Origin of the sequence: Methylococcus mesophilus (assembly GCF_026247885.1) — a bacterium.
GTDB classification, from domain to species: domain Bacteria; phylum Pseudomonadota; class Gammaproteobacteria; order Methylococcales; family Methylococcaceae; genus Methylococcus; species Methylococcus mesophilus.
This window is the reverse complement of sequence record NZ_CP110921.1, coordinates 1,682,521-1,703,019: the sequence shown is the minus strand read 5'-3', so window position 1 is coordinate 1,703,019 and position 20,499 is coordinate 1,682,521. Positions and strand designations below refer to the sequence as shown.

Below are 20,499 nucleotides of genomic sequence, written 5' to 3'. Positions count from 1 at the left end.
GCAATGGATAGAGACACAGTCCGGATCATCATCCTGGTCGTCGGCGTGCTGGTCATCGCCGGCATCTATGTATGGGGCCGTTACAAGCAAAAGATCCTCGATACCCTGGAACGGTCCAGCGAATTCGACGTTTTCGAGAGCGAAGAGGAAGCGGAGGAGTTGCCCTGGCCGGCCACGGAACAGGAAGACGAGGCAGGCGGTCAGTTCGCCGAAGCGGCGGAGCGGCCAGCGCCTGCAAAGAGTGGGGCAACCGCGACGGAGGCGGTGGCTGAGCCCCTGCCGGAGTCGGGTGAGGAGCCGCCGGCAAGACACTCCGCGGCTTTGGGAGCCCCGTTTCTCATCCAGTTCAGTGTCGTCAAGGGCGGCGGCGCCCGGTTTCCGGGCGAGGGCCTGCGCGATGCTCTGATCGATCTGGATCTGGTATACGGCGAAATGGGGATATTCCATCGTTACGACAGCGCTTACCGCGAGCCTCTGTTCAGCGTGGCCAGTCTCGTCGAGCCCGGCACGTTCCCCGTGAACGACATGGAGAATTTCCGCACGCCCGGTGTCGTCTTCTTTTTCCAGCCTGCCAAGGTGTCTGATCCCCTGGAAGTTTTCGACGACTTGGTGGACACCTGCCGCGGGCTGGCGGCGGCGCTGGACGGGACCGTACTGGACGAACGCCGCGCCGAGCTTACCGACGCACGGGTGACGGAAATGCGCGAAATTCTGGTGGAGGCCTGCGAACAGCCGTGAGCGCTCCTGCCGAACTGATCGAGAAAGCCAGCAAGCTGCGCGAGGAGATCGAGTTTCACAACGCCCGCTACTACCAGCTCGACGACCCCCTGATCACCGATGCCGAGTATGACCGCCTGATGGCGGAACTGCTCGCCATCGAGGCACGATACCCGGAGCTCGTCACCCCCGATTCGCCGACCCGGCGCGTCGGCGCCCCGCCGGTCGAAACCTTTGCCGAGGTTCGCCATGAAGTGCCGATGCTGTCGCTGGAGAACGCGTTCAGCGATGAAGATCTCACCGCTTTCGACAGGCGGGTTCGCAAGGAGCTGTCCCGGGAGGAGGTCGAATATGTCGCAGAGCCCAAACTGGACGGGCTCGCGGTCAATCTGCTGTACCAGGACGGTGTCCTGGTCAGGGCCGCCACCCGCGGTGATGGCGCGGTCGGCGAGGACGTGACCCACAATGTCCGGGTCATCCGGGCGATTCCCCTGCGGCTGAGGGGCGACGGTTTCCCGGCTCATTTCGAGGTGCGGGGCGAGGTTTTCATGCCCAAACAGGGATTCCTGGCTCTCAACGAGCGCGCCCGCGGCAATGGTGAAAAAGTGTTCGTGAATCCGCGCAACGCCGCGGCGGGCAGCCTCCGCCAGCTCGATGCCCGGGTCACGGCCTCGCGCCCGTTGTCATTTTATGCCTACGGCATCGGTGCCTTTCCGGACGACCGTTTACCTGCCACGCAGCACGAGCTCGTCGAATCGTTTAAGCGCTGGGGCCTGCCGGTTTCGCCGGAACTTCGCGTCGTTCAGGGAGCGACCGGCTGCCTCGAGTACTACCGTTCGCTGGGGGAGCGCCGCCACAGCCTGCCTTACGACATCGATGGGGTAGTGTACAAGGTCGACGGCTTGCAGCTTCAGGTCGAGCTGGGATTCGTCTCACGTGCGCCGAGGTGGGCCATCGCGCACAAATTTCCCGCCGAAGAGGCGAGGACCCGGGTACTGGCGATCGACGTGCAGGTGGGTCGTACTGGCGTGCTGACCCCGGTGGCGAGGCTGGAGCCGGTATTCGTCGGCGGGGTGACCATCACCAACGCGACCCTCCACAATGCCGACGAAGTCCGCAAGAAGGATGTCCGGCAGGGAGACACAGTGGTCGTGAGGCGGGCCGGCGACGTGATCCCCGAAGTCGTACGGGTCGTTCCCGAGCTGCGGGAGCCGGGGGCGGAGCCGTTTCACCTGACTGAGCGCTGTCCCGAATGCGGTTCCGCCGTGGAAACAGAGCCGGGCGAGGCGCTGGCCCGCTGCAGCGGCGGCCTGTATTGCCCGGCCCAGCACAAGGAATCCATCAAGCATTTCGCGTCCCGGCGGGCGATGGACATCGAAGGCCTGGGGGACAAGCTGGTGGATCAGCTCGTGGACAGGAAGCTGATCGGAACAGTGGCCGACCTTTACCGCCTGAGCCTGGACCAGCTTGCGGGGCTGGACCGGATGGGAACGAAGTCCGCAGCCAATCTGCTGGAGGCGCTGGAGCGTAGCAAGCGCACCACGCTGGCGCGTTTCCTCTACGCGCTCGGCATCCGCGATGTCGGCGAGGTGACGGCCAAGGCGCTGGCGGATCATTTCGGTTCTCTCGACGCCCTGATGGCGGCCACGGAAGACGAACTTGTGGCGGTCGCGGACGTCGGTCCGGTCGTTAGCGGCCATATCCGGCTGTTTTTCGCACAGGCGCACAACCGCGAGGTGATCGCCCAACTGTTGGACTGCGGCGTGGGCTGGGAAACGCCGGCAGCCGCCCCTGAAGCCAGCGAATTGCCGCTGCAGGGATTGGTCTTCGTGCTCACGGGGACGCTCGCCGCGATGAGCCGGGACGAAGCGCGTGCCCGGCTCGAGGCTCTCGGGGCGAAATGCACCGGCAGCGTTTCCAAGAACACCAACTATGTCGTCGCCGGCGAGGAGCCGGGCTCCAAGCTGGCCAAGGCTTCAGAACTCGGCATTCCGGTGCTGGACGAGGACGCCTTTCTGGCGATGCTCGAACGCGGACGGCCTTAAGTTTTCTCCTCTTTTAGCATACCCGGCTCCGCGCGACTGAAACAAACTTCCCCATCCACCCTCTCTCGCTCCGGATTTCCGGCCGTCGCTGTTCCAACTCCCGTACCGGTCCGGAAATCCAGGTTTCGTTGTGCTTTTCCAATCGATCCGTCCCCGCTTTCGATGTCCTTGCCCCCGGATTTTCCATGCCAAGATGCTGCACCCGAGCGGGTGGCCGGCGCCACTCCCGGCTCCGTCAAAGCTCTGAAAAACCTCTGCCAAACAATGCCGTGAGTTTTTTTTGCAACTCATCTTGACTTGCCTCGAACGCGTTTCTATAGTGCTTCCCAGGTGGTGGAAAGTGGTTTTTTTTGGGGGAATGTGGAGCTTGGGGGCGGCTTGTTCAGAGGCGTTAATTCCATCAGCCTGGACGAAAAGGGGCGCATGGCGGTGCCCACCCGTTACAGGTCCGAACTCCGGGAGTCCTGCGAGGGGCAACTGGTGGTCACCGTTGGAACCGATACCTGTCTGCTGCTTTTCCCTTTGCCTGAGTTCGAGGAGTTGGAACGGAAGCTGGTGAAATTGCCGGCCTTGAACAAACAGGTGAAGCGGCTTCAACGTCTGCTGATCGGCCATGCCACCGAGTGTGAGCTGGACGGCCAGGGACGCTTCCTCATACCCGAGCCGTTACGCCGGTTCGCCAGCCTGGACAAACAGGTCGTCCTGATCGGCCAGGGCAACAAGTTCGAAATCTGGGATGAAGGCCTTTGGGAGCGCTGCCGCCAGGAATGGCTGGAAGAAGCGAGCCTGGAAGGTCTCGAGGATATGGGGCCGGAGCTCGGGGCGCTGGCGTTTTGATGCCGGAAGCCGAAAACGGACACCGTCCCGTCATGCTGGCCGAGGTGTTGGAGGCGCTGGCGATCCGGCCGGCCGGCATTTATTTGGATTGCACCTTCGGTCGAGGCGGGCACAGCCGGGCGATTCTGGGGCGATTGGGCGCGGAGGGTCGTCTTCTGGCGATCGATCGGGACCTGGAGGCTGTGGCAGCGGCCGGCGCTTCCGGGCTGCCCGGAGATGCCCGGTTCGCTATTGAGCACGGCCGCTTTTCGGACCTCGTCAGATTCGTCGGTGAGAGAGGATGGGCGGGCCGGGTAGACGGCATCCTGATGGACCTGGGTGTGTCCTCACCACAGCTCGATGAAGCCCGGCGCGGCTTCAGCTTCCTGAGAGAAGGGCCGCTCGACATGCGGATGGATCCGAGCCAGAAGACCGGCGCGGCGGATTGGCTCGCCGAGGTTCCGGAACGGGAACTGGCGCGAGTGTTGCGGGAATACGGCGAGGAGCGCTTTGCGGGACGCATCGCCCGCGCGGTGGTCGAGGAACGGAGACAGCGGCCGATCGCCACGACAACCGACTTGGTCAGGTTGATCGAGGCCGCGATTCCATTCGCAGACAAGTTCAAGCATCCGGCGACCCGCACTTTCCAGGCGATCCGGATCGCTGTCAATGATGAGTTGAGTGAGTTGGAGCGGGGATTGAACGAGGCGGTAGAGGTTCTTGCCGCGAGGGGGCGCTTGGTGGTGATCTCTTTTCATTCGCTCGAAGACCGGATCGTCAAGAGGTTCATGCGGGATGAGGCGCGCGGCAGGGAGATTTCGGTGGGAATCTTCGAATCCCGCTCGACGCCGCGCCTCATCGGCCTGGGAAAGCCGCTCAAGGCGGAAGAGGACGAAATCCGGGTCAATCCCCGGGCGCGGAGCGCGATATTGCGCGCAGCCGAAAAGCGGGCGGCATGACACGAGTACTCCTGCTGTCGGTGGTTGCCGTTTGTTCGGCGCTGGGCGTGGTTTATGCGAAGTACCGCACGCGCATGCTGTTCGCTGAGGTTCAGCGTCTGGAACTGGCCCTGAATCAATACGATGTGGAACTGGGCCAGCTTCAGTTGGAGCAGAACACCTGGGCCGAGCATGGCCGCGTCGAACGTCTGGCTCGCAGCAGGCTGGGGATGACCCTGCCGGCGCGCGAGTCGATCATTTACATCAAACCCTGAGCTCATGTGGGGATGAGGGGGTGTCTGCGATGATGTACATAACGAATCCGCAAAAAGAGAGCGATTACGGGGCGCGCTGGTCGCTATTGCTGATCGGCATGATGGCGGCCATGCTCGTCCTGGTCGGGCGTGCGGTCAACCTGCAGGTCGTGGATCGGCAGTTTCTCAAGCATCAGGGCGACTTGCGCCACATGGGCGCGGTTCCGGTGCCGGCGCATCGCGGCCGGATCCTGGACCGGAACGGCGATTTGCTCGCGACCAGCTGTCCGGTGAAATCGATCTGGGTCAATCCCAAGGAGTTCGAGGCAAACGCAGCGCAGTACGAGGCTTTGGCCGGGCTGATCGGAGATACGCCGGACGACCTGAAACGGCGCCTCGGCGACCACGGCGCCAATCGGGCCTTCGTGTATCTCAAGCGCCGTGTCAGTCCCGAACTTGCCGATCAGGTGACGGCGCTGGGCCTGCCCGGTGTCTACGCCGAAGAAGAGTACCGGCGCTACTACCCGACCGGCGAGGTCGCCGCCCACGTGCTCGGTATCACCGACATCGACGACCAGGGACAGGAAGGGCTGGAGCTCGCCTTCGATGAGCATTTGAAGGGCATCGAGGGTGTCAGGCGCATCATCCGGGACGGCAAGCGCAGGGTCATCGAGGATGTCGACAGCGTGCGTCAGCCGGTGGCCGGCAAGGACCTGAGCATCAGCATCGACCAGCGCCTGCAGTATCTGGCCTACCGCGAGCTGAAGAAGACTGTGCAGCAGCACCGGGCCAAGGCGGGCGCCTTGGTCATGCTCGACGCCAAGACCGGCGAGGTGCTGGCGATGGTCAATCAGCCGTCCTTCAATCCCAATGGCCGCAACGGCACCGTGCCCGGCTCGACCCGCAACCGCGCGGTCACCGATTTGTTCGAGCCGGGATCGACGATGAAGCCGTTCGCGGTGGCCTGCGCCTTGGAAATGGGGGCATTCCGAGCCAACGCGGTGATCAATACCTCGCCGGGCGTCATGCACGTCGGTTCCAATGTGGTCAAGGACGTACACAACTACGGCGTGCTCGACGTCGCCGGAGTGCTGCGCAAGTCGAGCAACGTGGGGGTCACCAAGATGGCTTTGGCCTTGCCTCCCGACAAGTTCTGGGGGTTTTACCGCGACTTGGGGTTCGGCCAGGGGCTGGGCACCGGTTTTCCCGGAGAAGCGCAAGGGCGCATGCCGGACCGGAAGGGGCTGCGGCCGTTCGCGCAGGCTACGCTCTCCTTCGGTTACGGGGTGTCGGCGACGCCATTGCAGTTGGCGCGGGCTTACTTGGCGCTGGCAAACGACGGCGCGATGCCGGCCGTCAGCATGCTGAAGCAGGATCGCCCGGCGGCGGCGACCCAGGTGATGTCGAAAAAGACCGCCGCGACGGTGCGCAACATGCTGGAAGGCGTGGTTTCGGCCGATGGCACGGCGATCAAAGCCAGCATTCCGGGTTTCCGGGTCGCCGGAAAAACCGGGACGGTGAAGAAAAGCGCCGGACGCGGCGGCTATCAGACCTCGCGCCATATCGCCGTGTTCGCAGGCATGGCGCCGGCGACCGATCCACGGGTGGTCACCGTCGTGATGATCGATGAACCTTTGGCCGGGGAATATTATGGCGGCGCAGTGGCGGCGCCGGCATTTGCCGCCGTCATGGAGCCGGGGTTGAGGTTGCTCAACGTCCTGCCGGATCAGGACATGGGCCAGTCCATCCTTTCAGCCCAGAAGGACGAAATCTTTTGAGCGGCGGCGATGGTGCCGGCGCTTCCCTGCGGAGGCTGTTGGATGGCTTGACCGACCCTCAGACCGTGCCGGATATTCCGGTATTCGGCCTGAGCCTCGACAGCCGGTCGGTTCGCACCGGCGATGCATTTTTCGCGCTGTCGGGAAGCCGGGAGCACGGACTCAGGTATGCGGAAGAGGCAGCAGGGCGGGGGGCAGTCGCAGTCGTCTATGACTCTTCGGGGGGCGGCGCCTGTGCGCCGGAACCGGAACCCGGTTTCGCCGTGCCGGTTACCGATCTGGGACGCCACGTGGGCAGCATCGCTGCCCGTTTTTTCGGCCATCCCTCGGAGACCCTGAAGGTCGTCGCGGTCACCGGGACCAACGGCAAGACCTCCTGCACCCATTTCATCGCCGATGCATTGCGGGATGAACATCCGGCGGCGGTCATCGGGACCCTGGGCTGGGGAAAGCCCGAAAGGCTGCGGCGGATCGCACATACGACCCCTGATGCCATCGAGATTCATGCCATACTCGCAACCCTCAAGGCGCAAGGGATCGGGCTGGTGGCTTTGGAGGCCTCATCGCACGGGCAGGCGCAGGGGCGCATCAACGGCGTCTGTTGCCGAGGTGCACTGTACACCCGCGTTACGCGGGACCACCTTGATTATCACGGTACTTTCGAGTCCTATCTGAATGCCAAGCTGGGCTTGCTGTCCAACCCCGCGTTGGAGTTCGTCGCGGTCACGCTTGACGATCCTTCCGTGGATACCATTCTGGCGAGCGTCCCCGCCGGGGTGAGGGTCGTCGGCTACAGCCTGCAGGGCGGGAGTTCGGCGGACTTTCCCGTGATTTATGCTGAGGCCCTGGAGCAGACGCCTGAGGGCCTGCATTTGCGGGTCAATTGGGAGGGGCGTTCCGTCGACGTGGATGCCCCGGTTTATGGTGATTTCAACGCCGAGAATCTGCTCGGGACGATGGCGGTTCTGCTGGGGCTGGGGTATTCCGCCGACGCTGCCGCCTCGCGGGCCGCCAAGGTCCGTCCAGTTGCCGGGCGCATGGAGCGGTTTTGCGAGGATGGCGTGACCGCGGTCGTCGATTATGCCCATACTCCGGACGCGTTGCGGAACGTGCTGACGAGCCTGCGCCGCCATTGCCGGGGCAGGCTGCGGCTGGTGTTCGGTTGCGGCGGCGATCGGGACAAGGGCAAGCGCCCGGAAATGGGGGCCGTCGCCGAGCGCCTTGCGGACAGCGTGATCGTGACCGACGACAATCCGCGCCTCGAGTCGGGGGATGCCATCGTCCAGGACATTCTCAAGGGTTGCACCGGTTCCACCGTCACGGTCGTGCGCGACCGCCGTGCGGCCATCCATCAGGCCATTGCACAGGCAGGGGAAGGCGACATTGTCCTGGTGGCAGGAAAGGGGCATGAAGCATTTCAGGACGTCGGCGGCGTGGCCCGCGAATTTTCCGATCGGGTAGAGGTAGGGAAAGCGCTGTCGGCCCGGCACCGCGGTACCGAATAAGGTCACAGAGGCGATACGCCCTGTATTGGAAGCAGTTTAAGGAAATACGATGCTACTGATTCTAGCGAACTGGCTCGAGCATTATTTCGACGCCTTCAGGGTCTTTCACTATCTCACCTTCCGCGGGATCCTGGGTGTCCTGACCGCGCTCGTGATTTCTTTCATCGTCGGCCCGGCGATGATCCGGCATCTGGGAAGCTACAAGATCGGGCAGACGATCCGCGATGACGGCCCGCAAAGCCATTTGTCGAAGGCAGGCACGCCCACGATGGGCGGGGCGCTGATTCTGGTGACGATCACCATCAGCACCTTGCTGTGGGCGGATCTCGGCAACCGCTACGTCTGGGCGGTGCTGCTGGTGACCCTGGCTTACGGATTCATCGGCTTCATCGACGATTACAAAAAGCTGGTTCTGAAGAACAGCAAGGGGCTGGCGGCACGCCACAAATACCTGTGGCAATCGGTGTTCGGCCTCGGGGTGGCGTTGTTTCTCTATCACACCGCGAGTTCGCCGCAGGAAACCCAGTTCATTGTGCCGTTCTTCAAGAACGTGGTACTGAACATGGGATGGCTGTACATCCCCATGGTCTATTTCGTGGTCGTGGGGTCGAGCAATGCGGTCAACCTGACCGACGGCCTGGACGGGCTGGCGATTCTCCCGACGGTGCTGGTTGCGGGGGGACTGGCGATTTTCGCCTATGCTTCCGGCCACAGCGAGTTCTCGGAGTACCTGGGAATTCCTTATCTGCCGAAGGCGGGGGAACTGGTGGTGTTTTGCGGCGCTCTGGTCGGGGCCGGCCTGGGGTTCCTCTGGTTCAACACTTACCCGGCCCAGGTCTTCATGGGCGACATCGGGGCCCTGGCGCTCGGTGCCGCCCTGGGGATGGTGGCCGTTCTGGTCCGGCAGGAAATCGTGCTCATGATCATGGGCGGGATTTTCGTCATGGAGACGGTCTCGGTCATGCTGCAGGTGCTGTCTTTCAAATTGACCGGCCGGCGCATTTTCCGGATGGCGCCGATCCACCATCACTTTGAATTGAAAGGATGGCCGGAGCCACGGGTGATCGTGAGGTTTTGGATCATCTCCGTCATTCTGGTGCTCATCGGGCTGGCAACCTTGAAGCTGCGTTGATGAACACGAACCCCCGCGCCGTTGCTGAAAAGCTGCCCTGCGAATTCGCCGGTCTCGGCCTGGACGGCCGTTCGCGTGTGCTCGTCCTGGGCCTGGGCTCGACCGGTCTGTCGACCGTCCGCTTCCTGCGCCGGCAAGGATTCGAATGCGCGGTCATGGACAGCCGGATCGCTCCGCCGGGCCTGGAAGAACTGCGCGAGGCATTTCCCGACGTTCCCTTGTTTCTCGGGGAGTTCAGCAAAGATGCGCTGGCAGCGGCGACGCATCTCGTCGTCAGCCCCGGACTTTCCCTGGAGCGGGACGAAATCCGCGAAGCCAGGCGGCGCGGGGTGCGCGTGTTCGGCGATCTGGACCTTTTCGCGTGCTGCGCGCGGGCGCCGATAGCGGCCATCACTGGCGCGAACGGCAAGAGTACGGTCACGACCCTGGTAGGCCTGATGGCGAAGGCGTCCGGAATCCGGGCAGCGGTGGGCGGCAACCTGGGCACGCCGATGCTGGACCTGCTGGACGCGGCTGCGGAGCTGTACGTCCTCGAACTGTCGAGCTTCCAGTTGGAACGCTCGGAATTGTTCGAGGCGGACGTCGCGACCGTACTCAATATCAGCCCGGACCACATGGACCGCTATCCCGACTTGGCGGCCTATGCCGAGGCGAAGCGGCGGGTGTTTCGCGGCGATGGGCTGATGGTGCTCAACCAGGATGATCCGCTCGTCGCCGGAATGCGCGAGCCGGGAAGGCACGCCGTGCGGTTCGGATTGGGGAACGCGGCGGCCTTGGACTATACGCTTGGCCTCAACGAAGGGAAGGCCTGGATTCTGGCGCAAGGGGTTCCGCTGCTCCCGGCCGACGAGGTTCGCATCAAGGGCCGGCATAACCTGGCCAACGCCCTCGCTGCCGTGGCGATCGCAGACGCGTGCAAATTCGACCGCGAAGCGGTCGTGCAGGTGCTGCGGACGTTTCCGGGGCTGGATCACCGCATGCAATGGGTGGCCGATATCGACGGTGTCGCTTATGTCAACGATTCCAAGGCGACCAACGTCGGCGCCTGCATCGCGGCCCTTTCCGGGTTGGAAGGCAAGGCCGTGCTCATCGCCGGCGGAGACGGCAAGGGCGCCGATTTTTCCTCCCTCGCGCCGGTCGCGGCGGAAATGCTGCGGGCCGCTGTCCTCATGGGGCGGGACGGGCCGCTGATCGAGCAGGTGCTCAAGGACGTCGTACCCACGATCCGGGTCAACACGATGTTCGAGGCGGTTCGGGCCGCCCGCGGGGTAGCACGGCGCGGCGATACCGTGCTGCTGGCACCGGCCTGCGCCAGCCTCGACCAGTACAAGGACTATCAAGAGCGCGGAAGAGATTTCGCCGCAACGGTGAGGACCATGTCATGACTACGCAAGCGATTCGCGGCAGCCGGGGTCTGGTGCTGAAATGGGGCCCCAACCGCTTCTATCTGGACACCATCCTGCTTTCGGTGTCCTTGGGGTTGATGCTTTTCGGTTTCGTCATGGTGTCCTCCGCCTCGCTGCATCTCGGCGAAAAGATGGCGAGCGACAGCTTCTATTTTCCGAAGCATCAGCTCGCGCATATTGTGCTGGGGCTGGTGGCGGGATGGGCGGCGGCAAAGGTGCGGCTGGACACGCTGGAGCGGCATTCCAGGTCGCTGTTCTGGGTGGGTATCGCCTTGCTGGTCCTGGTTCTCATTCCGGGCATCGGCAAATCAGTGAACGGCAGCGTGCGCTGGATCAACCTGTTCGGGCTTCGTGTCCAGGTCTCCGAGGTTTTCAAGTTGGTGGCGGCGATCTATGTGGCCGGCTATATCAGCCGGCATCTGGAAACCGTCAGGACATCGGTAAAGGGGATGATTTTTCCCTTGAGCCTGCTCGCCATCGGCGGGGTCCTCCTGCTGAAGGAGCCCGATTTCGGCGCCACCGCGGTGGTCATGGCGACCGCCTTGGGGATGCTGTTTCTCGCGGGCGCCCGCCTGTGGGTATTCGCCTCGCTGCTGGGGCTGGTCGCCGTCGCCGGGACGTTATTGATCTATACGGCCGAGTATCGGCTGAAACGGGTGCTCAGCTTTCTCGATCCCTGGGCCGACCCGCTCAACTCGGGGTTTCAGCTGACCCAGGCGTTGATCGCGTTCGGCCGGGGTGACTGGCAGGGGGTGGGGCTGGGGTCCAGCGTCCAGAAACTGTTCTATTTGCCCGAAGCCCATACTGACTTCCTGTTTTCGGTCATCGGCGAGGAACTGGGGCTCTGGGGGGCGACTACCGTCATCGTGCTGTTCGCCGTCGTGGTCTGGCGGGCGCTGGCGATCGGCCGGCTCGCCGAGCGCAGCGGCAAGCTGTTCGCAGCCTTCCTCGCCTACGGCATCGGCATCTGGCTGGGCCTACAGTCCTTCATCAACATGGGGGTGAACATGGGCATGCTGCCCACGAAGGGACTGACTCTGCCGCTGATGAGTTACGGCGGCGGCAGTATGATGGTGGTCTGCGCCGCGATCGGATTGCTGTTCCGGATCCGCAGTGAGGCGGTGGCGAGCTTCCTGGGCAACGGCCGGAAGGGCGTATGGCCAAGCGCGTAACGATCCTGGCCGGGGGGACCGGCGGGCACGTGTTTCCCGCGCTCGCGGTCGCGGACAAGCTCCGCGGCGCGGGCGCCGAAGTCTCCTGGATGGGGACCCGGGCCGGCCTGGAGGCCAGGGTGGTGCCGGCAGCCGGCTATCCGATCGACTGGCTCAGCGTCAGCGGCATACGCGGCAAGGGCTTGGCGTCCAAGGCGAAGGCCCCGGCCATGCTGGGCTTGGCCTGTCTGCAGGCACTGCGTATACTTCGCCGCAGAAGGCCGGACGCCGTGCTGGGCATGGGCGGCTTCGTCGCCGGTCCGGGCGGACTCATGGCTCGGGTGCTGGGCATTCCCCTGGTGATCCACGAGCAGAACCGGATTCCCGGCACCACCAATCGATTTTTGTCCCATATTGCCAACCAGGTGCTGGAAGCCTTTCCCGGCGCCTTCCAACCGTCTTCCGGCGCGGTCTGCACCGGCAATCCCTTGCGGCAGAACATAGAATCCTTTCACCACCATCATGCGCCCCGTGAATCCCGACGCGTGCTTGTCCTGGGCGGGAGTCTGGGGGCGCAGGCCTTGAACCGCATCGTCCCGCGGGCCCTGGCGGTCCTGGGCGGGGAGCCAGTCGAAATTCGCCATCAAACCGGGCAGGCCATGCTCCAGGAAACCCAAGACTTGTACCGGCAGTTCGGACTGCCGGCGAAAGTGGACGCATTCATCGAGGACATGGAGGAGGCCTACGGCTGGGCTGACCTCGCGGTATGCCGCGCCGGTGCCATGACCGTGAGCGAACTGGCCGCGGCGGGGCTGCCAGCCATACTCGTGCCTTTCCCCTATGCCATCGACGATCATCAGACCGCGAACGGTGGCTATCTGGCGGAGGCGGGAGCGGCGGTGCTGATGCCCCAGTCCACGCTGGACGAGGAATCTCTGGCGGCTGAGATCCGCGCCCTGCTGGACGAGCGCGGACGGCTGCAGGCAATGAGCGTGGCGGCCCGGAACTTGGCCCGCTACGATGCGGCCGACCGCGTCGCCAAGGTCTGTCTGGAGGAGGCCGGCGCATGACGCCCCGAACCGACGGCATGAAGAAAATCACCCGCATCCATTTCGTCGGTGTCGGCGGCGCGGGCATGAGCGGTATCGCGGAGGTCCTGCTGAACCTCGGCTACCGGGTATCGGGTTCCGATCTGCAGCAGAACGCCAATACCCGCCGCCTGGAGGAGCGGGGTGCCGTGATCTCGATCGGGCACGAGGCCCGGCACGTCGAGGCGGTGGACGTGGTGGTGGTTTCCAGCGCGGTGGCGCAGTCCAACGTGGAGATCGATGCCGCCCGGGCCGCCCGGATTCCGGTCATTTCGCGGGCCGAAATGCTGGCGGAGCTGATGCGCTTCCGTTACGGCGTGGCGGTGGCCGGCACCCACGGCAAGACTACGACCACCAGCCTGACCGCCAGCATCCTGGCCGAAGGGGGTCTGGACCCGACCTTCGTAATCGGCGGGCGGCTGAACAGCGTGGGCGCCAACGCCCAGTTGGGGCAAGGCGAGTATCTGGTCGCCGAAGCCGATGAGAGCGACGCCTCGTTCCTGCACCTCCAGCCCATGATCGCCGTGGTGACCAACATCGATCAGGATCACATGGGCACCTACGGCAACGATTTCGGCCGGCTCAAGGACGCGTTCGTCGAGTTCCTCCACCACGTGCCGTTCTATGGGGCGGCGGTACTATGTGCCGAAGACCCCGGTGTCCGCGACATCCTGCCGCGGCTGAGCAAGCCGTACCGCACCTACGGCGAGCGGGAGGGCGTCGACATCCGCGCGGTCGGCATCCGGCGACTCGGCCTGCAGAGCCGGTTCAGCGTGCTGAGGCAGGGCGCCGAACCGCTGGAGATCACGCTCAATCTGCCGGGCTACCACAATATTCTCAACGCGCTGGCGGCGATTGGGGTCGCCACCGAACTGGGCGTTGCCGATGCGGTGATCCAGCGGGCGCTGGCGGGGTTCCGCGGCATCGGCCGGCGGTTCCAGATCAACGCCAGCCTGAGCTTCGGCGGCGGCCAAATCACATTCGTCGACGATTACGGCCACCACCCGAGCGAATTGGCGGCGACCCTGGATTCTGCCCGCAATGCCTGGCCCGACCGGCGTCTGGTCGTGGTATTCCAGCCCCACCGTTATACCCGGACCCGCGACTTGTTCGAGGATTTCGTGCAGGTCCTGTCCCGGGTCGACGTGCTGATCCTGTTGGACGTTTATTCAGCCGGTGAAGCGCCTATAGCGGGCGCCGACGGGCGTTCCCTCAGCCGGGCCATCCGCGTGCGGGGACAGATCGATCCGATCTTCGCGGAAACCCCCGAGGAAGTCTTCGACATCCTGCCGAACGTATTGAAGCCGGGCGACGTCGTGATGACGCTGGGCGCGGGCAGCGTCGGCGCGCTCGCCCAGCAGTTGCCCGAGCGCCTGGGCCCGGAGCCGATTCCTTGACCACCCAGGGGTTCGCTGCCGGCGCCCCGGCGGTGCCATTGCGCGGAACCTGGCTCGAACACGAGCCGCTGGCCGAGCATACCAGCTGGCGGGTGGGCGGACCGGCGGAACGCTTCTATCAGCCCGCTGACCTCGAAGACCTGGTCGAGTTCCTGCGCGCCCTGCCGCCCCAGGAACCGCTGTTCTGGCTGGGCCTTGGCAGTAACGTGCTGGTCCGGGACGGCGGTATCCGCGGCACGGTGGTCTGCACCAAGAATCGCCTGCGTGCCATCGAGGCCCGTGATCCTGCCTGCGTTTACGCCGAAGCCGGTATTCCCTGCTCCCATGTCGCCCGCTTCTGCACCGACCGGGATTGGGTCGGTGCCGAATTTCTGGCCGGCATTCCGGGCACCTTGGGGGGCGCCCTGGCGATGAATGCCGGTGCCTTCGGCGGCGAGACCTGGAGCCTGGTGCGGCGCGCGCTGACGGTGAACCGCAGCGGACGGACGATCTGGCGGGCACCCGAGGAATTCGAGGTGGGTTACCGCCATGTGCACGGGCCGGAAGGCGAGTGGTTCCTGGCAGCCGAACTCGAGCTTTCGCCTGGTGACGGACGCGCCGGGCGGGAACGCATTAAGGCTCTGCTGGCGCGACGCTCGGCGACCCAGCCGACCCATCAGCCGAGCTGCGGGTCAGTGTTCCGGAATCCGCCCGGGGACTTTGCGGCACGCCTGATCGAAGCCTGTGGGCTCAAGGGGCTCGCCGTGGGCGGCGCTCAAGTGTCCGCCAAGCATGCCAATTTCATCGTCAACTCAGGGAGAGCGACGGCGGCTGACATCGAGACGTTGATCTCGGAGGTACGGAACCGGGTGGCCCTCCTCTCCGGCATTTGGCTCGAGCCCGAAGTCCGGATCGTGGGCGAGTCGCTAGTATAGAAACCCTTAGAAATGAGGAATCGAGTGGAAAAACGGATTCAGCAGGCATCGGAGTTCGGTAAGGTCGCAGTCCTGATGGGTGGGGCCGCGGCCGAACGGGAGATTTCGTTGAAAAGCGGCAAGGCCGTCCTGGATGCGTTGCAGGCCGGCGGGATCGACGCCGAAGGTTTCGACGTCGGGCGCGACATGATCGCTCCGTTGCTGGAGCGCCGCTTCGATCGCGTGTTCAACATTATCCACGGACGCGGCGGTGAGGACGGCGTGTTGCAAGGTGCGCTGGCCTGCCTGGGCGTCCCCTGCACGGGCAGCGGCGTACTGGCCTCCGCGTTGAGCATGGACAAATTGCGCACCAAGCTGTGCTGGACGGGAGCCGGTCTGCCGACCCCGCCCTGGCTGCGGCTGGGTTCGTCCGCCGATCTCGATCGTTGCCGGCAAGCCCTGGGATTTCCGGTGATCGTCAAGCCGGCGGAAGAGGGGTCGAGCATCGGCATGAGCCGTGCGGCCGATGCCGAAGAACTGGCGCAGGCCTGGGAGCGCGCCTCCGCTTACGGCTGTGCCGTTTTCGCCGAGCGTTGGATCGACGGCGTCGAATACACCGGGGGTATGCTCAAGGGTGTGCCGTTGCCGCTGATCCGCCTGGAAACCCCGCATGCTTTCTACGATTTCGAGGCCAAATACCGGGCGGAAACCACCCGTTACCTCTGCCCTTGCGGGCTGGACGCCGGGCGTGAAGCCGAACTTCAGGCGCTGGTGCTGCGGGCCTGCCAGATCGTCGGCGTCGGCGGCTGGGGCCGGGTCGACCTCATGGTCGACCGCAGCGGCCAACCCTGGCTGATCGAGGTCAATACCGTCCCCGGCATGACGGATCACAGTCTCGTTCCGATGGCCGCGAAGGCTGCGGGCATCGAGTTTCAGGAGCTGGTGTGGCACATCCTGGAAACCAGCGTCGCCTGAAACCGGAAGGGCGGAATGGCGCCGGCGGTGCGGCCGTCCCAAGCGGGCGCAGCTTGCGCGCCTCTTTCACGGCGCTGCTCGCTCTTTGCCTGATATGGGGAGGAGTAGGCTGGGGGGTGTCGTGGGTTGCCGAGCGACGGGTGCAGACCGTCCGTGTGAAGGGCGCTTTTCGCTATATCGATCCGGCGGCGGTGGAAAACCTCGTCAGGGACAGGCTGGCCCGCGACAATACTTATTTCGGAATCCCCATGGCCGAAATCCGGCAAGCGGTGGCCTCCATCCCCTGGGTAGCGGAGGCTTCGGTGGAACGCCGGTGGCCGGACCGCATCGAGGTGGAGGTGCGGGAGCATCGCCCCGTGGCACGCTGGGGAAATGCAGATTTCATCGACGACCGGATGGACCGTTTTCGTGTCGGGAGTACCCAAGGGTTCGAGCATCTGCCGTTGCTGACGGGGCCGGATGGCCAGGAACAGCGGCTGGTCAAGGTGCTGATCGATCTCGACGAGCGTTTCGAGGTTTGGGGAACGCGGGTCGCCGAACTCAGATTGACCGACCGCTGGTCATGGTCGCTGCGACTGGAATCGGACGTCCGGATCGAGTTCGGGCGCCAGGAGCCGGCCGAGGCCCTCCCCGGTCTCCTGAGTCTTCTGCCGCTGTTGGGAAAAGAACGGATGGCCCTGCTCCAAAGTATCGATTTGAGGTATCCTTATGGCTTCGCGGTGGTTTGGAAAACATACCCGCCCGACGTGGAGGTTCCCCCCGAGCAGCCTGGGACGGTCCCTCCCGCATGAGGGGCGGCCGCGCATCGGCGATAGGGAATCTTTTTCCGCACAACGTGCCCGGTCGGGCGGGGAACGGCAGGGTCGGCTATTGAACGCAATAGGCTGGGCATGCGTCTGACACATCCTTCGAATATCACTTCATGGGCAAAAAGTCTGACAAGAACGTAATCGTAGGGCTGGACATCGGCACTTCCAAAGTGGCCTGTCTCGTGGGCGAGGTCAACGAGGATGGCCAGATCGATGTGGTCGGACTGGGCACCCACCCATCGCGTGGACTGAAGAAGGGCGTCGTTGTCAATCTCGAAACCACCGTTCATTCCATTCAGCGCGCGGTCGAGGAAGCGGAGCTGATGGCCGGTTTCCGCATCCACTCGGTCTACGCGGGCATCGCCGGCAGCCACATCAGCAGCATGAATTCGCACGGCATCGTCGCGATCCGGGACAAGGAGGTCACCCAGGGGGACGTCGACCGTGTCATCGACTCCGCCAGGGCGGTCGCTATTCCCGCCGATCAGAAGATCCTGCACATCCTGCCCCAGGAGTTCGTCATCGACCGGCAGGAGGGCGTCAAGGAACCCATCGGCATGTCGGGCATACGCCTCGAGGCTCGGGTGCACATTGTCACAGGCGCGGTGAGCGCGGCTCAGAACATCCAGAAATGCATCCAGCGCTGCGGCCTGGAGGTCGACGACATCGTGCTCGAACAACTGGCGTCGAGCCAGGCCGTTCTGACGGATGACGAGAAGGAACTCGGCGTGTGCCTGGTCGACATCGGCGGCGGCACCACGGACATTGCGGTGTTCACCGACGGCGCCATCCGCCACACCGCGGTGATCCCGATCGCCGGCGACCAGGTAACCAACGACATCGCCGTGGCGCTGCGCACGCCTACGCCCCATGCCGAGACGCTGAAGCTCAAGCACGCCTGCGCGCTGACCCAGCTCGCCGACATCGAGGACACGATCGAAGTGCCCAGTATCGGCGACCGGCCTTCCCGGCAGATTTCCAGGCTCAATCTCGCCGAGATCGTGGAGCCGCGCTACGAAGAGTTGCTTCTGCTGGTGCAGTCGGAACTGCGCAGGGCGGGTTTCGACGATCTGATCGCGGCGGGTATCGTACTGAGCGGCGGCAGTTCGCGGGTCGAGGGGCTGGTGGATCTGGCGGAAGAAATTTTCCACATGCCGGTGCGGCTAGGTGTGCCTTATACGGTTTCCGGCCTCAACGACGTGATTCGCAACCCGGCCTACGCCACCGGAGTGGGGTTGTTGTTGCATGGGCGGCAGCATTTGTTTTCCGGGGAGCGCCCCATGCTGGGAGGTGGCGGTTTCAGGAGCATCTGGCTGCGCATGAAGAATTGGTTTCAGGGAAATTTCTGAGATTTTCGGTTTTTCCGGATAGCCCGTATTCAGAGGGGATGGGAACATGAAATTTGAACTTGTAGATTCGTTTAGCCCGAACGCGGTCATCAAGGTGATCGGCGTCGGCGGCGGCGGTGGCAATGCCGTCAATCACATGGTGAGCAGCCAGATCGAGGGCGTCGATTTCATCTGCGCCAATACCGATGCCCAGGCGCTGCGCAACCTCGGTGCGCGCACCGTCATCCAACTGGGCAATAATCTGACGAAAGGCCTGGGCGCCGGGGCCAACCCTGACATCGGCCGGCAGGCCGCGCTCGACGACCGCGAGCGTATCCTCGAAGTGCTGGATGGCGCCGACATGGTGTTCATCACGGCGGGCATGGGCGGCGGCACCGGCACCGGCGCGGCGCCCGTCATCGCGGAAATCGCCAAGGAAGCCGGCATTCTCACCGTGGCGGTCGTGACCAAGCCATTCCCATTCGAAGGGCGCAAGCGCCGTCTGGTCGCCGACAAGGGCATCGCGGAACTGAGCCAGTTCGTGGATTCCCTCATCACCATTCCGAACGAGAAGCTCCTGCCCGTGTTGGGCAAGGACGTGAGTCTGATGGCCGCGTTCGCGGCGGCGAACGATGTGTTGCTCGGCGCGGTGCAGGGCATCGCCGAGCTGATTACCCGCCCGGGCCTCATCAACGTGGATTTCGCCGACGTTCGCACCGTCATGTCGGAAATGGGCGTCGCCATGATGGGTACGGGTGTGGGCAGCGGTCCGACCCGTGCGCGCGACGCCGCCGAACGGGCCATCGCCAGCCCGCTGCTGGAAGACATCAGCCTCTCCGGCGCGAAGGGCATCCTGGTCAACATCACCGGCGGTCTCGATCTTGCCATCGGCGAATTCGACGAAGTGGGCAATGCGGTCAAGGACTATGCCTCCGACGAGGCGATGGTCGTCATCGGCACTGTGATCGATCCCGAGATGCAGGACGAAGTCCGCGTCACCGTGGTGGCGACCGGACTCTCGGGCCAGTCCCAGATGGTCTCCGAGGCGCCGCTGAAACTGGTGCACAAGCAGACCGGCGAAATCGACTACGAACAGATGCAGCGCCCCACGGTGCTGCGCAAGCAGCCCAAACACGAGCCGCGCGGCGAACCCAGCAAGGAAATGGATCTCGAGTATCTCGACATCCCCGCATTCCTGCGCCGCCAAGCCGATTGAATTTCCAATTCCTGTTCTTTTTCCACGCCCTGAAAAGCTCATCCGGGAAACACGCGGACCGTGGCCCGGGTGACGCATCGAACGACCTACCGGATTGGCCGCCGCACGGCGGCCCCTTAGTATGGGGGACACCTGTATGATCAAACAAAGAACCTTGAAAAACGTCATCCGCGCCACCGGCGTGGGCCTTCACACCGGTGAAAAGGTTTATCTCACGCTCAGGCCGGCGGCACCCAATTCAGGCATCAAGTTCAGACGGGTCGACCTCGCCGAGCCGGTGGTGATCGATGCCCGGCCCGACAACGTCGGCGACACCACCTTGTCGACGACGCTGGTGAAAGGCGACGTGCGCATCTCCACGGTGGAACATCTGCTTTCCGCGTTCGCCGGCCTCGGGATCGACAATGCCTACGTCGACGTCAGCGCGCCGGAAGTGCCGATCATGGACGGCAGCGCCGGGCCCTTCGTGTTCCTGATCCAGTCCGCCGGCGTACAGGAACAGGAAGCGCCGAAGCAGTTCATACGCATCAAGCGGCCGCTCCAGGTCGAGGACGGCGACAAATGGGCCAGGTTCGAGCCTCATGACGGTTTCAAGGTGACGTTCACCATCGATTTCGACCATCCGGTTTTCGACAAGGACTCGCAGACTGCCAGCATCGAGTTTTCCTCGACCAGTTTCGTCAAGGAGATCGCCCGTGCCCGTACCTTCGGCTTCATGCGCGACATCGAGATGCTGCGCAAGAACCGTCTGGCCCTGGGCGGTTCCATGGACAATGCCATCGTCGTGGACAAATTCCGGGTGCTCAACGAGGACGGCCTGCGCAGCGGCGACGAGTTCGTCAAGCACAAGATCCTCGACGCCATCGGCGACCTCTATCTCCTGGGGCACAGCCTGATCGGCTCGTTCACCGGCTACAAATCCGGCCACGGCCTCAACAATCACCTGCTGTGCGAACTCCTGAAGGCGCGCGACGCCTGGGAAATGGTGAGCTTCGAGGACGAGGGGTACGCCCCGATCTCCTATATGCGGACGGCGCCGGCGGCGCGCTGA

General features: G+C 64.1%; 18 protein-coding genes. All 18 read left to right on the top strand.

Going from position 1 to position 20,499, the window contains the following annotated elements; all coding sequences use genetic code 11:
* Positions 1 to 3: 3 nt before the first annotated feature.
* The 18 genes from OOT43_RS07890 (at position 4) to lpxC (ending at position 20,499) form a co-directional block, all read left to right on the top strand.
* Positions 4 to 738 (top strand): cell division protein ZipA C-terminal FtsZ-binding domain-containing protein, encoded by a 735-nt coding sequence (locus tag OOT43_RS07890; RefSeq protein WP_266024298.1) that lies wholly within the window; start codon positions 4 to 6, stop codon positions 736 to 738.
* Entirely contained in the window at positions 735 to 2,762 is a 2,028-nt protein-coding gene (ligA, locus tag OOT43_RS07885) for an NAD-dependent DNA ligase LigA (RefSeq protein WP_266024297.1), read from the top strand. Before OOT43_RS07890 ends, ligA begins: the two co-directional genes overlap by 4 nt.
* A 378-nt stretch (positions 2,763 to 3,140) precedes the next feature.
* Positions 3,141 to 3,599 (top strand): division/cell wall cluster transcriptional repressor MraZ, encoded by a 459-nt coding sequence (gene mraZ / locus OOT43_RS07880; protein ID WP_169602797.1) that lies wholly within the window; start codon positions 3,141 to 3,143, stop codon positions 3,597 to 3,599.
* Positions 3,599 to 4,537 (top strand): 16S rRNA (cytosine(1402)-N(4))-methyltransferase RsmH, encoded by a 939-nt coding sequence (gene rsmH, locus OOT43_RS07875; protein WP_266024295.1) that lies wholly within the window; start codon positions 3,599 to 3,601, stop codon positions 4,535 to 4,537. The genes mraZ and rsmH overlap by 1 nt, the downstream gene beginning before the upstream one ends.
* The gene (gene ftsL / locus OOT43_RS07870; RefSeq protein ID WP_266024294.1) at positions 4,534 to 4,791 is read left to right on the top strand and encodes a cell division protein FtsL; all 258 of its coding nucleotides are present in this window, start codon (positions 4,534 to 4,536) and stop codon (positions 4,789 to 4,791) included. The genes rsmH and ftsL overlap by 4 nt, the downstream gene beginning before the upstream one ends.
* A gap of 29 nt (positions 4,792 to 4,820) precedes the next feature.
* Entirely contained in the window at positions 4,821 to 6,548 is a 1,728-nt protein-coding gene (locus OOT43_RS07865; protein ID WP_266024292.1) for a peptidoglycan D,D-transpeptidase FtsI family protein, read from the top strand.
* A gap of 47 nt (positions 6,549 to 6,595) precedes the next feature.
* The gene (locus OOT43_RS07860) at positions 6,596 to 8,053 is read left to right on the top strand and encodes a UDP-N-acetylmuramoyl-L-alanyl-D-glutamate--2,6-diaminopimelate ligase (RefSeq protein WP_266024291.1); all 1,458 of its coding nucleotides are present in this window, start codon (positions 6,596 to 6,598) and stop codon (positions 8,051 to 8,053) included.
* A gap of 49 nt (positions 8,054 to 8,102) precedes the next feature.
* Positions 8,103 to 9,185, top strand: coding sequence for a phospho-N-acetylmuramoyl-pentapeptide-transferase (mraY, locus tag OOT43_RS07855; protein ID WP_266024290.1), 1,083 nt, complete (start codon positions 8,103 to 8,105; stop codon positions 9,183 to 9,185).
* Entirely contained in the window at positions 9,185 to 10,570 is a 1,386-nt protein-coding gene (gene murD / locus OOT43_RS07850; RefSeq protein WP_266024289.1) for a UDP-N-acetylmuramoyl-L-alanine--D-glutamate ligase, read from the top strand. Before mraY ends, murD begins: the two co-directional genes overlap by 1 nt.
* The gene (gene ftsW, locus OOT43_RS07845) at positions 10,567 to 11,763 is read left to right on the top strand and encodes a putative lipid II flippase FtsW (RefSeq protein WP_266024288.1); all 1,197 of its coding nucleotides are present in this window, start codon (positions 10,567 to 10,569) and stop codon (positions 11,761 to 11,763) included. The genes murD and ftsW overlap by 4 nt, the downstream gene beginning before the upstream one ends.
* The gene (gene murG / locus OOT43_RS07840) at positions 11,748 to 12,812 is read left to right on the top strand and encodes an undecaprenyldiphospho-muramoylpentapeptide beta-N-acetylglucosaminyltransferase (RefSeq protein WP_266024287.1); all 1,065 of its coding nucleotides are present in this window, start codon (positions 11,748 to 11,750) and stop codon (positions 12,810 to 12,812) included. Before ftsW ends, murG begins: the two co-directional genes overlap by 16 nt.
* Entirely contained in the window at positions 12,809 to 14,227 is a 1,419-nt protein-coding gene (gene murC, locus OOT43_RS07835; protein WP_266024286.1) for a UDP-N-acetylmuramate--L-alanine ligase, read from the top strand. Before murG ends, murC begins: the two co-directional genes overlap by 4 nt.
* Positions 14,224 to 15,141, top strand: a complete 918-nt coding sequence (gene murB, locus OOT43_RS07830) for a UDP-N-acetylmuramate dehydrogenase (protein WP_394358040.1) — start codon at positions 14,224 to 14,226, stop codon at positions 15,139 to 15,141. The genes murC and murB overlap by 4 nt, the downstream gene beginning before the upstream one ends.
* Before the next feature lie 24 nt (positions 15,142 to 15,165).
* Positions 15,166 to 16,095 (top strand): D-alanine--D-alanine ligase, encoded by a 930-nt coding sequence (locus tag OOT43_RS07825; RefSeq protein WP_266024285.1) that lies wholly within the window; start codon positions 15,166 to 15,168, stop codon positions 16,093 to 16,095.
* Positions 16,065 to 16,886 (top strand): cell division protein FtsQ/DivIB, encoded by an 822-nt coding sequence (locus OOT43_RS07820; RefSeq protein ID WP_266024284.1) that lies wholly within the window; start codon positions 16,065 to 16,067, stop codon positions 16,884 to 16,886. Before OOT43_RS07825 ends, OOT43_RS07820 begins: the two co-directional genes overlap by 31 nt.
* Positions 16,887 to 17,017: 131 nt before the next feature.
* Positions 17,018 to 18,253 (top strand): cell division protein FtsA, encoded by a 1,236-nt coding sequence (ftsA, locus tag OOT43_RS07815; protein ID WP_266024283.1) that lies wholly within the window; start codon positions 17,018 to 17,020, stop codon positions 18,251 to 18,253.
* A 46-nt stretch (positions 18,254 to 18,299) separates the two neighbouring features.
* On the top strand, positions 18,300 to 19,448 hold the full coding sequence (gene ftsZ, locus OOT43_RS07810; RefSeq protein WP_010961648.1) for a cell division protein FtsZ: 1,149 nt from the start codon (positions 18,300 to 18,302) through the stop codon (positions 19,446 to 19,448).
* Positions 19,449 to 19,584: 136 nt separating this feature from the next.
* Entirely contained in the window at positions 19,585 to 20,499 is a 915-nt protein-coding gene (gene lpxC / locus OOT43_RS07805) for a UDP-3-O-acyl-N-acetylglucosamine deacetylase (RefSeq protein WP_266024282.1), read from the top strand.

What these genes read in the sequence shown, in the direction of transcription:
- OOT43_RS07890 (WP_266024298.1), top strand. Translation starts at nt 4, where the DNA reads ATGGATAGAGACACAGTCCGGATCATCATCCTGGTCGTCGGCGTGCTG.
- rsmH (WP_266024295.1), top strand. Translation starts at nt 3,599, where the DNA reads ATGCCGGAAGCCGAAAACGGACACCGTCCCGTCATGCTGGCCGAGGTG.
- ftsL (WP_266024294.1), top strand. Translation starts at nt 4,534, where the DNA reads ATGACACGAGTACTCCTGCTGTCGGTGGTTGCCGTTTGTTCGGCGCTG.
- OOT43_RS07865 (WP_266024292.1), top strand. Translation starts at nt 4,821, where the DNA reads ATGATGTACATAACGAATCCGCAAAAAGAGAGCGATTACGGGGCGCGC.
- mraY (WP_266024290.1), top strand. Translation starts at nt 8,103, where the DNA reads ATGCTACTGATTCTAGCGAACTGGCTCGAGCATTATTTCGACGCCTTC.
- murD (WP_266024289.1), top strand. Translation starts at nt 9,185, where the DNA reads ATGAACACGAACCCCCGCGCCGTTGCTGAAAAGCTGCCCTGCGAATTC.
- ftsW (WP_266024288.1), top strand. Translation starts at nt 10,567, where the DNA reads ATGACTACGCAAGCGATTCGCGGCAGCCGGGGTCTGGTGCTGAAATGG.
- murG (WP_266024287.1), top strand. Translation starts at nt 11,748, where the DNA reads ATGGCCAAGCGCGTAACGATCCTGGCCGGGGGGACCGGCGGGCACGTG.
- murC (WP_266024286.1), top strand. Translation starts at nt 12,809, where the DNA reads ATGACGCCCCGAACCGACGGCATGAAGAAAATCACCCGCATCCATTTC.
- ftsA (WP_266024283.1), top strand. Translation starts at nt 17,018, where the DNA reads ATGGGCAAAAAGTCTGACAAGAACGTAATCGTAGGGCTGGACATCGGC.
- ftsZ (WP_010961648.1), top strand. Translation starts at nt 18,300, where the DNA reads ATGAAATTTGAACTTGTAGATTCGTTTAGCCCGAACGCGGTCATCAAG.
- lpxC (WP_266024282.1), top strand. Translation starts at nt 19,585, where the DNA reads ATGATCAAACAAAGAACCTTGAAAAACGTCATCCGCGCCACCGGCGTG.